15 protein-coding genes are annotated in these 13,952 nt (G+C 60.1%); 6 read left to right on the forward strand and 9 right to left on the reverse strand.

Features of this window, described 5'->3' with window-relative positions; genetic code table 11:
* Positions 1 to 132 precede the first annotated feature (132 nt).
* Positions 133 to 1,068, forward strand: coding sequence for a phytanoyl-CoA dioxygenase family protein (locus PH562_RS11905; protein ID WP_285173196.1), 936 nt, complete (start codon positions 133 to 135; stop codon positions 1,066 to 1,068).
* 88 nt (positions 1,069 to 1,156) lie between these two features.
* On the opposite strand, the gene PH562_RS11910 is transcribed toward PH562_RS11905, so the two are convergent.
* The 5 genes from PH562_RS11910 to PH562_RS11930 form a co-directional block, all read right to left on the reverse strand.
* The gene (locus PH562_RS11910; protein WP_285173197.1) at positions 1,157 to 1,738 is read right to left on the reverse strand and encodes a histidine phosphatase family protein; all 582 of its coding nucleotides are present in this window, start codon (positions 1,736 to 1,738) and stop codon (positions 1,157 to 1,159) included.
* A gap of 131 nt (positions 1,739 to 1,869) precedes the next feature.
* Complete coding sequence (locus tag PH562_RS11915; protein WP_285173198.1) at positions 1,870 to 2,076, reverse strand: hypothetical protein; 207 nt, start codon at positions 2,074 to 2,076, stop codon at positions 1,870 to 1,872.
* The gene (locus PH562_RS11920; protein ID WP_285173199.1) at positions 2,073 to 2,819 is read right to left on the reverse strand and encodes a COG4280 domain-containing protein; all 747 of its coding nucleotides are present in this window, start codon (positions 2,817 to 2,819) and stop codon (positions 2,073 to 2,075) included. The genes PH562_RS11915 and PH562_RS11920 overlap by 4 nt, the downstream gene beginning before the upstream one ends.
* A gap of 121 nt (positions 2,820 to 2,940) precedes the next feature.
* Positions 2,941 to 3,840: a MurR/RpiR family transcriptional regulator gene (locus tag PH562_RS11925; RefSeq protein WP_285173200.1), complete on the reverse strand. Its 900-nt coding sequence runs from the start codon at positions 3,838 to 3,840 to the stop codon at positions 2,941 to 2,943.
* A 150-nt stretch (positions 3,841 to 3,990) separates the two neighbouring features.
* On the reverse strand, positions 3,991 to 5,028 hold the full coding sequence (locus PH562_RS11930) for an LLM class flavin-dependent oxidoreductase (RefSeq protein WP_285173201.1): 1,038 nt from the start codon (positions 5,026 to 5,028) through the stop codon (positions 3,991 to 3,993).
* A 214-nt stretch (positions 5,029 to 5,242) separates the two neighbouring features.
* Here PH562_RS11930 and PH562_RS11935 point away from each other — a divergent pair, with 214 nt between their 5' ends.
* Positions 5,243 to 5,620, forward strand: coding sequence for a cupin domain-containing protein (locus PH562_RS11935; RefSeq protein ID WP_285173202.1), 378 nt, complete (start codon positions 5,243 to 5,245; stop codon positions 5,618 to 5,620).
* A 59-nt stretch (positions 5,621 to 5,679) separates the two neighbouring features.
* On the opposite strand, the gene PH562_RS11940 is transcribed toward PH562_RS11935, so the two are convergent.
* Complete coding sequence (locus PH562_RS11940; RefSeq protein WP_285173203.1) at positions 5,680 to 7,359, reverse strand: phosphoethanolamine transferase; 1,680 nt, start codon at positions 7,357 to 7,359, stop codon at positions 5,680 to 5,682.
* 231 nt (positions 7,360 to 7,590) lie between these two features.
* On the opposite strand from PH562_RS11940, the gene PH562_RS11945 reads away from it, so the two are divergent.
* A complete protein-coding gene (locus PH562_RS11945; RefSeq protein ID WP_285173204.1) occupies positions 7,591 to 7,977 on the forward strand; it encodes a response regulator in 387 nt (128 codons plus the stop codon).
* 18 nt (positions 7,978 to 7,995) lie between these two features.
* Here the strand turns inward: PH562_RS11945 and PH562_RS11950 are convergent, their stop codons facing one another.
* Both PH562_RS11950 and PH562_RS11955 read right to left on the reverse strand, forming a co-directional pair.
* Entirely contained in the window at positions 7,996 to 8,697 is a 702-nt protein-coding gene (locus PH562_RS11950) for a phosphatase PAP2 family protein (protein ID WP_285173205.1), read from the reverse strand.
* A gap of 264 nt (positions 8,698 to 8,961) precedes the next feature.
* A complete protein-coding gene (locus PH562_RS11955) occupies positions 8,962 to 9,339 on the reverse strand; it encodes a VOC family protein (protein WP_015340769.1) in 378 nt (125 codons plus the stop codon).
* Between the two features lie 362 nt (positions 9,340 to 9,701).
* Between PH562_RS11955 and PH562_RS11960 the strand changes: the two genes are divergently transcribed.
* Both PH562_RS11960 and PH562_RS11965 read left to right on the forward strand, forming a co-directional pair.
* Positions 9,702 to 10,094 (forward strand): YciI family protein, encoded by a 393-nt coding sequence (locus tag PH562_RS11960; RefSeq protein WP_285173206.1) that lies wholly within the window; start codon positions 9,702 to 9,704, stop codon positions 10,092 to 10,094.
* 31 nt (positions 10,095 to 10,125) lie between these two features.
* Positions 10,126 to 11,397, forward strand: a complete 1,272-nt coding sequence (locus PH562_RS11965; RefSeq protein ID WP_285173207.1) for an RNA polymerase sigma factor — start codon at positions 10,126 to 10,128, stop codon at positions 11,395 to 11,397.
* 31 nt (positions 11,398 to 11,428) lie between these two features.
* Here the strand turns inward: PH562_RS11965 and PH562_RS11970 are convergent, their stop codons facing one another.
* Positions 11,429 to 12,829, reverse strand: a complete 1,401-nt coding sequence (locus PH562_RS11970) for an MFS transporter (RefSeq protein WP_285173208.1) — start codon at positions 12,827 to 12,829, stop codon at positions 11,429 to 11,431.
* 120 nt (positions 12,830 to 12,949) lie between these two features.
* On the opposite strand from PH562_RS11970, the gene PH562_RS11975 reads away from it, so the two are divergent.
* Entirely contained in the window at positions 12,950 to 13,945 is a 996-nt protein-coding gene (locus tag PH562_RS11975; RefSeq protein WP_113230041.1) for a LysR family transcriptional regulator, read from the forward strand.
* Positions 13,946 to 13,952: the final 7 nt, after the last annotated feature.

Genomic DNA, 13,952 nt, shown 5'->3' on the forward strand with positions numbered 1-13,952 from the left:
GGCGTCCATAGCATAGCAGAAGCCAGAATAGTATCAGAATTGGCCAGAGCCAGGCAACATGAGCGCGAGCTTCGGCGCTACAAGTTTTCCGTCACCCGAAATCAAAAGGGGTAGCCAAGATGGAGGAAACTTATGCAGCCTGCCTTGAAACGAGACGCGCACCCGACCGCATCCGCGGTCACGACGCAATTGAAGGATATCCAGAAGACATTGCCGCTCAGGGTGCTGTCGAAGGACGATTGGCAGCATTGGATCACAAAGGGCTATGTGATCGTGCGTCAGGCTGTGCCGGCTGTCAATGTCGAGCGGCTTGCCGACCTCTTGTGGCGTTTTGACGAGAAGGACCCGAACGATCCCTCCACCTGGTATGCGCCGCAGCGGCGTGAGCACAAGATGAAAGAGCTCAACAATACCGGCATGCTGGAGATCTATAATCACCAGTATCTCTGGGACAACCGCATGGAAAAGCGGATCTACGATGTCTTCGTCGACATCTGGGATCGCGAGGATCTCTGGGTCACCATCGATCGTGCCAATCTCAATCCGCCGAAGAAGGTGAAAGGCAACCCGAACGGCTTCATTCACTGGGACGTCGATACTTCGATCCGGCCGCTGCCGATCGGCGTTCAGGGCGTTTTGAGCCTGAAGAAGCAGGATGGCGATGTCGGCGGATTTCAGTGCGTGCCTGAGCTCTTCGAGCATTTCGAGGAATGGGAAAAGACGCAGCCAGCCGATCGCGATCCGATGCATCCAGACATGACAGGGCTGTCGGTCGTCAACATCGACATGGAGCCGGGCGATCTGATGATATTCAACTCGCTGCTGGCGCACGGCGTCCGTCCCAACCATTCGGACAACCGCGTGCGCATGGCGCAGTACATCTCCATGCATCCGGCGGAATACAACAATGTTGCCGAGCGCGAAGAACGGATCCGTCTGTGGAGGGAACTGGATTCCCCGAAGCGCGACGCCTTTCCCGGCGACCCTCGCGAATGGGAAAAGCACAATGCGACGGCGGCCAAACTCACGCCGCTCGGTGAAAAGCTGTTGGGCTTCAAGGCTTGGTAAGGGCGGGAGGCTGACTTCCTGAAAAATCTCGAGCGGCCCAAAGCCGCTCGAAACGTTCATGGAGAAGTGGCGAGTTGCTGCGCCTTTGTCAGATCTCGTTCCAGCGGCGGATGACCGGCTCGGTCAGGTCGTGCTCATAGCCAAGCACGCTGATGCTCGTGGTATCGAGAACCAGATGCGCGCCACCTTCCGGCGGCAGGCCGACCCAGCGGGCGGCGAAGACGCGCAGGAAATGGGCGCTGGAGAAGATCAGGACGGAGCCGTTGATACCGCGAAGTTCGCCGATGATCCGGTCGGCACGCGCGCCGACATCGGCGGCAGATTCGCCGTTCGGGCAGCCGTCGCGGAAGACCTGCCAGCCGGGGCGTTCGGCAAGGATCGCTTTGGTGGTAATGCCTTCATAGGTACCATAATCCCACTCCGCCAAATCGTCCTTGACGACGCGGCGGTCGCCGAAGCCGGCCAGCGCGCAGGTATTTTGCGCCCGCTGCGACGGGCTCGACCAGACGGCGGCGAAATCGATTAGGGGTAGGCGACCGGCGATCTTGCGGGCGGCCTCTTCGCCAGCAGCGATTAGGGGAATATCGGTGCGGCCGGTGTGCCTGCCGGAAAGGCTCCACTCCGTCTGTCCGTGTCGTACCAGATAGACTTCGGGATAGGCGCTGCTCATGCCGTTTCTCCTTTGCATTTGCCGTGCGAAATTCTTCGCATCTGCGAAAGCGTCTGTCGAGAGCTAAAGCGGATTGGCAGCTGACCCGACAACCCTCTGCAAATCCAAGCGCTTGCAGAGGGTTGTGAATCTCATCGTTTCACGGCGCGACGGACGCTGTAGAGCAAAATGGCGAGGCAGCCGATCAGCAGCAGAACGCCACCCGCGAGCGGCGGCATGGCGAGAAACTCCACCGCTCCGGCAATGACGAGAATGAGGATGAGGCAGAGCGTGGCGAGACTGCCATCATCGATGAACATGCCGATAAGCTCGGACAGGGCGATGCGCAGGATGCTCATTGGGCTGCCTTTGATGTTGGGTTGCCGCGCATGGTGCGGATGATGGCGTAGGAGGCGAGCGAGACGATCGCGAAGATGGCGATCAGTGCGAGATCCTCGCCCGGCCAATGCGCGCCGATACCTTCACCGGTCCAGAAGATGCCAAAGCTTGTCAGCATGAGGCCAACGACGAATTTGAGGGTATTTTCGGGCACGGTAGCAAGCGGGCGATGCACCAGCAGCCCGATCAGCATGACGAGCACGAAGGCGGCGAGCGCGCCGAGGCCGGCATAGAGTGTCAGGCCATGCGCACCGCCGACGGCGATGACGATGAAGACCACTTCGACACCTTCAAGCAGCACGGCCTTGAAGGCGGCAAGGCCGGCGAGATAATCGGCACGGCGATCGGTTGATTGTGCTTGCAGGGCGGCGGTCTCCTTCGAGAAGGCCGCTTCCTCGTCGTGCAGGGCGATGACGCCGAGCGAGCGGAGAATGGCTTTGCGCAGCCAGCGCATGCCGAAGAGGATCAGCAGAACGCCGACGACGAATTGCAGGATTTCGATCGGGATCAGCGCCAGCAGCGGTCCGAAGATGAGAACGAGGGCCGCCAGCACGGCAAGCGCAAGCGCGGCGCCGGTCAGTGCCGGGCGCCAGCTTCGCGTGACGCCGACGGCAAGAACGATGGTGAAGGCCTCGACGACTTCGACAAAGGAGCCGAGGAAGGATGCCGTCACGGTGGAGAGAATGGGTGTGAGGCTGTTCATGAACTGATTCCCGAATGACGGTTAGGACTTTGAATTCGTGCGGTATTTTCCGGATTATTCTTCCTCATGTGCTAGATGAGCTCACGCATGAAGCACTCCGGCTTGGCGGTCTGGTTGCCATTCACTTGCGTTTCCTCGTGCCGCGCTTGCTCCATGTCTTGTCGATGGCGCCGCGCAGCTGGCTGAGCTGATCGAGGCTGTCGATGGCGGCATCCTTGCCCTTCGCGGCGAGCGCGACGATCAGGGCTTCGATCAGCACCATTGTGCCGCTATGCATGGCGAGATGGCCGGCATTGCCGCGCGGCACTGGCAGGACCTCAGCCACCTTGTCGGCCGTGAGCAGGCCGAGATCGTCGCTGATGAGGATGACTGGAACGCCATGTTTGCTCGCATGGTCGAGGATCACTTCGACTTCGCGATAGAGCGGCGCATAGGCCATAACCAGCACCGCATCCCCCTTGCCGATCCAGAGCAGGCGATCCGCAAGCACTATACCGGAGACCGAGAGCGCGTTGGTCGGCAGGCCGATGCGGTTGAACTGCAGGCTGGCATAATCCGCCATGGCGCCCGAGGGGCCGATGCCGAATACGTGACGTCGGGCTGCCTTGGCTAGAATATCGACACAGCGTTCGAAGCTTACGGCAAATTCCTCGCGTCGCAGAACATCCAAAGCCTGCTCGTGCATGCCGATGACATGGTGAAGCGCATTGCCGGCGTGGCTGCCCGTTTCAGCCAGCGTGCGTTGCATCCGCATTCCGGGTGACGGCGCTCCGGTCAGCTCCTCAAGCAGGGCGGCCCGCAGGGTCGAGAGGCTTTCGAAGCCGAGGGCGCGGGCGGTACGGACGACCGTCGCGTCGCTGGTGCCGGCGAGCTGCGCGATCTGGGCGGCTGAGTTCAGCAGCGCAGCTTGCTTCTGGTCGACGAAAAAGCGGGCGATGCGCTGCTCTGCGGGTGCGAGCGTCTCGATCACATCGAGAACGCGGTCTTCGAAAGTACGAGGTTTCTGCGTCGTTTCTGACATCGGATATCTTTTGTAGTGAATGCTACCGATTATATTATCTGTAGCATTTGCTGCAAAAGAATGACAGCGCAAACAAAGGGCGCTTCGCTGTATTGCAAAGCGGCCCTTTTTTAATCGCGTTGTAAGGCAAGCGCAGAGAGCTGGCTGCGGCTATTCCGCCAATGCCGCGCGCACCGCCGGGATCACCTTCCGGCCATAGAGTTCGATGCAGCGCAGCATCTTGTCATGGCCGAGTGCGCCGGCGCTGTATTTCAGCTGGAAGCGGCTGATGCCGAGCGTCTTGACCATAGGGGCGAGCTTGGCGGCGACCGTTTCCGGCGAACCGACATAGAGCGAACCCTTTTCGATCTCGTTGTCGAATTCCGAGCGCGTCATGGGTGGCCAGCCGCGCTCGCGGCCGATGCGGTCGCGCATAGCCTTGAAGCAGGGCCACAGCTCCTCGCGTGCCTGTTCGTCCGTTTCGGCGATATAGCCGGGCGAATGGATGCCGATCGGCTGCACCCGCTTGCCGAGCTGCTCATAGGCGCGGTGATAGAGGTCGACATAGGGCTGGAAGCGATAGGGGCTGCCACCGATGATCGCCAGCATCAGCGGCAGATCGTAGTGAGCGGCGCGCACCACCGATTCCGGGCTGCCGCCGACACCGATCCAGGTCTTCAGCTGGCCGCTTTCGATAGTCGGGAAGACCTTCTGGTTGCGCAGCGGCGGGCGGATGCTGCCCTCCCAGTTCACCGGCTCGTTTTTACGGAGCGCAGCGAACAGATCGAGCTTTTCCTCAAAGAGCTGCTCGTACTGCGACAGCTCGAAGCCGAACAGCGGGAAGGACTCCGTAAACGAGCCGCGGCCGAGAATGACTTCGGCACGGCCGTTCGAAACCGCGTTCAGGCTTGAGAAGCGCTGAAATACGCGGATCGGATCGTCCGAACTCAGTACCGTTACGGCCGAACCGAGGTGGATTTTCGATGTGCGGCTGGCAATAGCAGCCAGGATCGTCTCGGGCGAGGAGACCGCGAAATCCTCGCGATGATGCTCGCCGATGCCGAAGAAGTCTATTCCAAGCTGATCGGCAAGGACGCCTTCCTCGACGACATTGCGCAGCACCTGCGCATGCGGCAGCGGCGCGCCGTTGCCATCGAATGTGACGTCGCCGAAAGTATCCAGGCCGAATTCGACATTGTTTGTCGTCATGATTTTTCCTGTCATGTGTCGAAATGAGAATGTTGAGACAGCATGTAGTGTCGCTTCCGACCATCCACTACCCGGAAAGTTTCGGCTGAAATCTTCGAAGAATTCGATATGCCGATGGCAGCCGGCGACATTCGGCAACGCCGGCGTTGCGATCGGTGGTACTCACGCCAATATTAGCTTCGACGTCAGCCTAGTTGAATCAAGGACAAAACACATGGTCGCACTGAAAAAGATCAATCTTACCAAAGCTTTTGCAGCCTTCGACGAGACGTGGAGCCCGCGCGTCGGCGGCGACATCAACGATTTCCAGATCAAGCTCACCAAACTGGAAGGCGCATTCCATTGGCACCACCATGAGGAAGAGGACGAGCTGTTCCTCGTCGTCAAGGGAACGCTGCGCATGAAGCTGCGCGAGGAAAACGGCGGCGATATCGTCCTTGGCCCTGGCGAATACATCATCGTTCCGCATGGGGTAGAACATTGCCCGGTCGCCGAGCCGACCTGCGAAGTCGTGTTGTTCGAGCGCAATACGACGCTGAATACCGGCAATGTCGAAAACGAGCGGACGATTCGCGAGCCAAAGCGTCTTTGAGTAATGCGGCGATCCGGCGGCTCCTTCAGAAAAGAGGCCGCCGGACATCGCCTAGTCTATCATTTCAATGCCAGCTTGTTCGATGGTGTGCGGCAGGCGGCGAACACGTCGAGGCTCGGATCATAGACCTTCGTCGAGACGTCCATCATGCCGAGAACGCTGTGGAAGATGTTGTCGTGAGAGTAGGTGCCTTCGGCAGCGCGCTTTGCAAGGCAAACCATGTCGAAACCGGCGGCCTTGGCGAGGTCGTCAGCCATCCATACCAGCATCGGCACATGCGTCTGCTGTGAGGGTGCGATGATATAGGGCGTGCCGTGCAGATAGATGCCGTTTTCGCCGAGCGACTCGCCGTGGTCGGAGAAATAGAGCACGGAGCCGGATATCGAGTTTGAGCGCTGCTTCAGCTTGTCGATGACCATGGCGACAATGTGATCCGTGTAGAGGATCGTGTTGTCATAGGCGTTGGTGATTTCCTCCTGCGAGCAGGAGCTGAAGTCGTTGGAGCGGCAGTCCGGCTGAAACCGCCGGAATTCTTCCGGGTAGCGCTGATAGTAGGCGGGGCCGTGACTGCCGAGCTGGTGCAGCACCAGCACGCTATCGCCCTTCACCTTGTCCAGCCAGCCGTCAACCTTGTCTACGAGGATCTCGTCCTTGCATTCGCCGTCCTGGCAGAAGCGCGGATCGGCAGAGTGCGGCAGAAAGGTGTAGGAGACGCGATTAGTGACGTCGTAGCTGCCGGTGTCGTTGTCCAGCCAGGTCACATCGACCTTGGCATGGGTCAGGACATCGAGCAGGTTCTCCGTCTCAAGTCCCTTGCGATGGCTGTATTGCTGGCGCGTGTAGACCGAGAACAGGCAGGGTATGGAGGTGGCCGTCGCGGTACCGCAGCTGCTCGTATTCGGGAAATAGACGACGTTGCGCTTTGCCAGCTCCGGATTGGTCATCTTGGCATAGCCGCCAAGCGAGAAGTTCTGCGCACGCGCCGTTTCTCCGGCGACGATGATCGTGACGCGCGGCTTGCCGTTGTCGACGGCGCCGACTCTGCGGGCATCCGTGCCCAGTGGCTGGGCAACGACGTTTGCATTCCTTTGCGCATCGATGACGTACCGCACTGCGCTTGTGATCGGCATCACAGGATTAAGCGTATCCATCATGTCTCGATGAGCGCGGCCGATGCCGGCATAGGTCTTATAGAAGGTCGTTCCAGCGGCGACGAAGATCGCCGAGCAGGCGAGGATGACGGCGGTATTGTAGGCGAGCTTCTTGAGGATCGGACGATGGACGATCCGGACCCATGCAATGACAAGCGACGGCAAGACGCCCGTCAGCAAAACATAGGTGATGAAACGCGTCGTGATCAGATGGCCGCTTTCGGCACCTGTCGAAACGGCCGCATTGCGGATCATTTCCTTGTCGATGATGACGCCGAACTGGTCGTTGAACCAGGAAGATACCGAAGCTACCAGCACGAAGAAGATCAGGACCGGCTTCGTGACGTATTTAGCCGAGAAGAACGTGAAGAGCGCCATGATCGCCGCGGAGATACCAAGTACGAAGGCGGCAAAGGCGGCGGGCTCGGCGACGAAATAGCCGTAAGCCTTGGTCCAAAACATCCGGTTTGTCACAAGAAGTACATAAAGAGTGACTATGAAGCAAAGCGTGATGCTGCCGATGGCTGGCCGAAATATTTGTCGGCCAGATGGTGCATTTTCATTCGTCAATGGTCGTCTCCGAGGCATAGGCTATCGGCTGGGCGCCGGGAAGCCCCCTACTGCAAGGTGCGCTTCGGCCGTTAAAGCCGGCCACCATGGTCACCAATCCTGACATCTACCTGAACGATGGGCTCTTGGGCAGGGCTATTTAGGACCGGATTCCGATTAACTCCCGTTTTTACCGGCTTCACACCTGAGGTTCAGGTCGCCGTCAGAAATAGGCATCATAGCTGCGCGATTGCAATTGGGGATGCAATCGTGCGACTTCTACTGGTTGAAGACAATGCGCTTATAGGCAATGCCGTGCAGGATCATCTGCATGCGGACGGCTGGTCTGTAGACTGGTCCATAGATTTGGAATCCGCCAAGCTTGCCGTAGCGGCTGAAGCCCACGATGTGATGCTTCTCGATCTTCGATTGCCCGATGGAAGCGGCCTCGATCTGCTCAAGCTCATGGAAGCACGCGGGGATACGACCCCGGTTATCGTCATGTCTGCCTATGATCAGCTGTCCGATCAGATGACGGCCATGGATATCGGCGCCGTCGACTATCTGGTGAAGCCCTTTGCGCTGAGTGAGATGGCGGTTCGTGTCCGCAAGGCGGCGAAGCGCCGCCGTCTGATCCGCATGCGCAATGCCGGCTGAGCCGAGCCAGCTTCAGGATCAGGCCCGCGTTCCCGACCGCAGGAAATCGATGATTGTTATGGCTGCGGCAAAGAGCACCAAAGACAAGAGCCAGCCGAGCACCGCGTCGGACAGATAATGGGCTCCTGTCATCACGCGCATGACCGGCATCATGATCGAGATGATGGCGAGCGGGATACCCACGGAGAGGCGCAGCCGCGGCGGCAGAAGCAGTACAAGGCAAAGCAGCCAGCCGCCAGACGACGCTTCGCCCGAGACGAAGGAACAGTTTGCAAGACATCGACCGGCGAACGAACCTGCCTGAACGAAATCCAGCGAGCCGCCGAAGAGATCCGTGCTGCGCGGTCTTGGCCTACCGCCATAGGTTTTGAGCATCGCGTTCACGATGAGGCCGCAGCCGACGCCGAGCGATATCAGTGCGGCGATATACCGATCCGCTTTCAATGTCCGCCAGCCTGCGCCGTATTTGTACCAGGATAAAATCAGGGCGGCGAATAGGACAATAATAGCGATATATGGCAGGACGAGCGTCACGTCTCGCACGATCCGGAGGAGAGGGTTTTTGGCGAGGGCAAAGGTACCGCAGACGTTACCGACGGTGATGGCCGATGTGCAAGGCTCCGTCGTGAAGACGCTTTTAGCAACGGCGAGATCGATGCCCGGAAATCGATTGAAGACAAGCAGCAGCGCCCACCAGAGCACGAACAGCGCGACAGACACAAAAAAGTATCTGCTTACTGGGGCGTTCCGTTTTGTATAGGCAACGGAGTTTTCGTACATCTAAAAGTCTGCCGCCGAATGAACGTGTTGAGATGTATGCCCGTCCGCGTTGTTAAGCGTCAGGAAAACACAATCGAGCGACTATTACGACAAAAGCCTTAAACCAGGCTGAAAGGCAATGATCGGGAAGGCCTATCAAGGCCGCACAACCGCGCCGGATGAATGCGGCAAAGTGTTCGCGTTCCCTTTGTCCCGCGCGGCGATCTATTCGCCGGTCTTGAAATAAGCTTCCAGCCGGTAGCCGTCAGGATCGATGACGAAGGCGGCGTAGTAGAATTGGCTATAATCCGGCCTTATCCCCGGCTTGCCATTGTCTTCGCCACCATTGGCGATGCCCGCGGCATAGAATGCGTCGACGGCTGCCTGGCTCGGGGCGACGAAACAGAAATGCAGGCCGGAACCGCGATCGGCGGGAACGGGACGTTCCACCTCACTGACCCAGAATTGCGCGCGCTCCGCGCCATATCCGACCGTGCCGTCGAAGTTGGTGACGCGCTCATAGCCGAGGGGAGAAAGGGCCGCGTCATAAAATTTTTGCGCCCGCGCCAAGTCTTTGACGCCGATCGAAATATGGTCGAACATGGAAACAAGCTCCTGCCGTGTTGTCTGCGGAACTTTGCGGAAGGCCCGCTCCTGGGGAAGTGCCGGCTTTCGAAAGTCCGCGAGGTCGAATTGGCTCCACCATCTTGCAACGATTATGGGAAGTCAACAAAACGAAGGAAGGGATCGCAGGGTCGCTTGATCCAGAGGCTCGATCCAAAAGCGGTCGGGTGCCGCTGGTCCGCTTAGATAAAACGAATCGGGTGTCGAATTTACCGCCGTGCGGCTGCGTTCTGATTTTTTTGCAACGACTGTCGATTTCCAGAAAGCTGCTTCGTCGTCAATATGAGCGGGTTTAATGAGCGGCAATGGTGCCGGCACCTCGCTTCCGGAGGACACTTCCCATGCGTTTCATGTCTATCGTCACCTCTAGCGACCACATGCATCCGACGCCGGAGCTGTTGGAAGCCATGCACAAGCTCGCCGATCGGGAAATCAAGGCCGGCCGCATGATCGATACGGCGGGATTGATGCCGCTTGCGACGGGTGCCCGCGTCACGATCAAGGATCGCAAGCTGAGCGTAATCGACGGCCCCTTCGTCGAGGCCAAGGAGGTGGTCGGCGGCTATGCCATCTTCGAGCTGCAAAGCAAGGAGGAGGCCGTGGCGCTGGCGGTCGAGTTCATGCAACTGCACAAGGATTTCATGCCCGGCTGGGAAGGCACATGTGAAGTGCGCGCCTATTTCGAGCCAAATGCGGAGGGTATGTGCGACCCGCTCGCCGAAGCAAGGGCATGATGCTCTCGATCTGTCATGGGGGCAGGCGGTCTTGACGGCCGCCGGTGCCCATCAGGCGATCCTGGCCGTCTGGCGGATCGAACAACCGCGGCTCATTACCAGCTTGTCGCGACTGTTGCGCGACGTGCCGCTGGCTGAAGATCTGACACAGGAAGCGTTGATCGTTGCCTTGGAACGATGGCCGAAGACAGGCATCCCCGAGCGGCCTGGCGCATGGCTTATGACCACGGCCAAGCGCCGGGCGCTCGACCATTTGCGTCGGTGTCGGATGCTGGACCAGAAACACGAGATGATCGTTCGCGAGATGGAGGAGGAAGAGCAGATCATGCCCGATCTAGATACTCCTCTTGACGACGATATCGGCGATGAGATGCTGCGCTTGATCTTCACGGCATGCCATCCGCTGATCTCGCGCGAAGCGCGGGTGGCGCTTGCCCTGCGGATGATCTGCGGCCTGACGACCGAGGAAATCGCCCGGGCGTTTCTGGTGTCTGAGGCAACGATCGCGCAGCGCATTGTCCGCGCCAAGAAGACCTTGTCGGAATCCGGGCTTTCCTATGAGACGCCGCATGGCGAGGAGCTATCGCAGCGCCTCGCCTCGGTGCTGGAGGTCGTCTATCTGATCTTCAACGAGGGATATACGGCGGCGCGGGGCGAAAACTGGCTTCGGCTGCAATTGTGCAATGAGGCGCTACGGCTCGGGCGAATATTGACGTCGGTGGCGCCACAGGAGCCGGAGGCGCACGCCCTGCTGGCGCTGATGGAGCTGAATGCGTCCCGTTCGGCGGCCAGGACGGATGCCGACGGCAATCCCATCCTGCTACTCGATCAAAATCGCGACCGCTGGGATCGGCTGCAGATTCAACGCGGTCTGAAAGGGCTGATGCGGGTGCATGAACTCGGCGGTGCCGACGGGGCTTATGCCTTGCAAGCCGCGATCGTCGCCTGTCACGCAAGAGCGCGAACGGCCGATGAAACCGACTGGGGGCGGATTGCCCATCTCTATGCGGAACTTGCCTTGCTGGTTCCTTCCCCAATCGTCGAACTCAATCGCGCTGTCGCCGTCGGCATGGCTGAAGGTCCCGAGATCGCATTGGAGATCATCGATGGTCTCCGCGATGAGCCTGCTCTCAAGGATTATCATCTTCTGCCGAGCGTTCGAGGTGATCTTCTTCACAAGCTCGGTCGATACGACGAAGCGCGGCAAGCCTTCGAGACGGCAGCCGCGCTTGCTGAAAATCAGAGAGAGCGTGATTTCCTGATGCGCCGTGCCGCCGAAGCCTCCCGCGCCGAGGAGGATTGACCCGCCGGAGAGGCGGGTCATCTTCTTTTCACTATTCTGCAGCCTGATAATTTGCGGCCCTAGTGGCCGACGAACGCGGGCCGACGGCAGCAAGAAGCGTGATGCCGGCAGCGAGGATCGTCACGAAACCGATGCCGGCAATATAGGGGTTCCAGCCGAAGCTCGGAGCCGCACTGAAGACGGCTGATGCAGCCGCCAGGATGATGCCGCCGCCGATCTGGAAGGAGGCAAACAACATGCCCGAAGCCAGGCCGGATTCATCGTCGCCGACGTCGGAGAGGGCCGCAACCTGGATCGACGGATAGGTCATGGCATAGCCGACGCCGAGCAGAAGCTGCGAAATGGCGACGAGCACCATCGTGTCGATCTGGCCGGCCGACAGTACCCAGAAGAGATAGCTGATGGCCTGCAACCCCACGCCGAAGGTGATAAGCAGGGTCGTACCGCGATTCTGGCCGATCGTTGCAAAACGTGGTGCCAGGAACATCACGCAGGTGCCGCCGATGGCGAAAGCGAAGCCGGTGGCGAAGGCCGACCAGCCGACGACGGTCTGGTAATAGAGTGTCGCGATGAACTGGAAGCCGACATAGGCTCCCTGGTACAGCGCGGCGACGGCATTGGCATGGCTGAGCTTGGTGCGACGGAACATGGCAAGCGGCACCATCGGATCACGATGGCGCGACTCCACGACCAGGAACAACAGGATCAGGACCAGCGCGGCAAGGAGCGAGCCCCAGGTCGCGAAGGCCTGCCAGCCATCGGCGGCGGCATTGGTGACGCCGAAGACGAAGAGCAGCAGGCCGGGGGTGATCGTTAGGGCGCCGGCCCAGTCGAAGCGAGCGCGTGGGCCGCTGCGCTTATAGTCGGCGGGCAGGACGAGCGGGGCGACAATCAAAGCCAGGATGGCGATGGGAGCCCCCATGACGAGGGTCGCGCGCCAGCTGATGAGCGTTGCCGCTCCACCCAGCACCATGCCGAGCACGAAGCCGGCCGCACCGGTGGATGAGAAGACGCCGAGCGCCTTGGCGCGGGCATTGCCTTCGCCGAAGACGGAGAGAAGGAGGGCAAGCGCTGCAGGCGCGGTGAAGGCGGCGGCAATGCCCTTGATCAGACGGGCGGCGATCAGGGTCGGCGCACTGTCGACGAAACCGCCGGCAATGCTGGCGGCGGCAAACACGCCAAGCGACCAAAGGAAGACGCGGCGGTGGCCGAAGAGATCGGCAACGCGGCCGCCGAGCAGCAGAAAGCCGCCATAGCCGAGCACATAGGCGCTGACGGCCCATTGCAGCGAGGTCGCCTGCATGCCGAGCTCTTTCTGGATTGCGGGCAGGGCCACGCCAATGGTGGAGACGTCCATGGCGTCGAGGAAATTGGCGGCGCATAACAGCAGCAACGCCAATCCCGCCCCGCTTCGGGTTTGGGAAGAAGTCATCGGGATCGTTCCTTTCTAGGCTGCCGGTTCTTGGGAGGGTGAAAGCGGCAGGGAACGAGAAAATGTACATCTTCAAACCCTATTGCAAATTGATAGTAACCATGTCAGGTATTACTGGCGATGATGAATGATGCGACGCTTCGAAAAATCGATCTCAATCTGCTGCTCGCTTTCTCCGTGCTGATGCAGGAGCGGAATGTGAGCCGTGCGGCCGAGCGGCTGCTGCTCGGACAGCCTGGTCTTTCCGCCGCGCTCCGCCGTCTGCGCGAGACGTTGGATGATGAATTGTTCGTGCGCGTCGGGCGCGGCTTGCAGCCGACGCCGCGGGCGCTATCCATCGCGCCGGCGATCGAGGATGCGCTGTCCGGCATCGAGCGCGCCATCCGCCCGCCGGCAGCCTTCGACCCGGAAAACTGGCACGGCGAGTTCCGCATCGGGCTTTGCGATAATCTCGAATCCTCCTTCTTTGGGCCGCTGGCGGCGCGGCTGCGCGAGCTCGCGCCGAATGCCCGGCTGACCAGCATTGCCTTCGACCGGCGGGATGCCGTGCGGCTGCTGGACGAGGGCGCCATTGAATTCAGCATCTCCGTGCATGACGAACCGGCTTCTTGGCATGTTCGCGCGCCGCTGTTCCAACAGGCGTCCCTCTGCATCTACGATGGCGGGCATCTCAAATGTGCGACGCCGCTGAGCCTGAAGCATTTCGCCAGCGCGCCACATGTGACCGTTTCTGTTGAGGGCGCCATATCTACGGGAGTCGACGTCGCTCTCGCGCGCCTCGGCCATCGCCGGCAGGTCGTGGCAACGGTCCCCCGCTTTTCCGCATTGCCGTCGACGCTCCGGGCCATTCCAGCCATTGCGACGGTTCCCGAAGCGATTGCCCGCTGTATGGCGCAGCTGCACGACCTGACGATTTCGGAGCCGCCATTCGAGCTGCCGGCCGATCCGGTGACGATGCTCTATCGCCGCGTCGATCAGGCCGACAGCCGCTCGGTGTGGTTCCGCCGCCTGTTCGTGCAAGTGGTCACGGAAGCGCTTGAGGCGAGCGGGTGTCGCATGGGTGTTTCCACGGATGCCTGCTGCTACGATCCGCCTGAACTCGCAGAAGCTGTTTGACCCTTCG

It is taken from the genome of Rhizobium centroccidentale, from assembly GCF_030182565.1.
Classification (GTDB): domain Bacteria; phylum Pseudomonadota; class Alphaproteobacteria; order Rhizobiales; family Rhizobiaceae; genus Rhizobium.

Bases quoted from the DNA above. Each gene is read 5' to 3' on its own strand.
- PH562_RS11975 (WP_113230041.1), top strand. From the start codon at position 12,950: ATGATGAATGATGCGACGCTTCGAAAAATCGATCTCAATCTGCTGCTC.
- PH562_RS11915 (WP_285173198.1), bottom strand. From the start codon at position 2,076: ATGAGCATCCTGCGCATCGCCCTGTCCGAGCTTATCGGCATGTTCATC.
- PH562_RS11925 (WP_285173200.1), bottom strand. From the start codon at position 3,840: ATGTCAGAAACGACGCAGAAACCTCGTACTTTCGAAGACCGCGTTCTC.
- PH562_RS11920 (WP_285173199.1), bottom strand. From the start codon at position 2,819: ATGAACAGCCTCACACCCATTCTCTCCACCGTGACGGCATCCTTCCTC.
- PH562_RS11910 (WP_285173197.1), bottom strand. From the start codon at position 1,738: ATGAGCAGCGCCTATCCCGAAGTCTATCTGGTACGACACGGACAGACG.
- PH562_RS11905 (WP_285173196.1), top strand. From the start codon at position 133: ATGCAGCCTGCCTTGAAACGAGACGCGCACCCGACCGCATCCGCGGTC.
- PH562_RS11940 (WP_285173203.1), bottom strand. From the start codon at position 7,359: ATGCCTCGGAGACGACCATTGACGAATGAAAATGCACCATCTGGCCGA.
- PH562_RS11955 (WP_015340769.1), bottom strand. From the start codon at position 9,339: ATGTTCGACCATATTTCGATCGGCGTCAAAGACTTGGCGCGGGCGCAA.
- PH562_RS11960 (WP_285173206.1), top strand. From the start codon at position 9,702: ATGCGTTTCATGTCTATCGTCACCTCTAGCGACCACATGCATCCGACG.
- PH562_RS11970 (WP_285173208.1), bottom strand. From the start codon at position 12,829: ATGACTTCTTCCCAAACCCGAAGCGGGGCGGGATTGGCGTTGCTGCTG.
- PH562_RS11935 (WP_285173202.1), top strand. From the start codon at position 5,243: ATGGTCGCACTGAAAAAGATCAATCTTACCAAAGCTTTTGCAGCCTTC.
- PH562_RS11930 (WP_285173201.1), bottom strand. From the start codon at position 5,028: ATGACGACAAACAATGTCGAATTCGGCCTGGATACTTTCGGCGACGTC.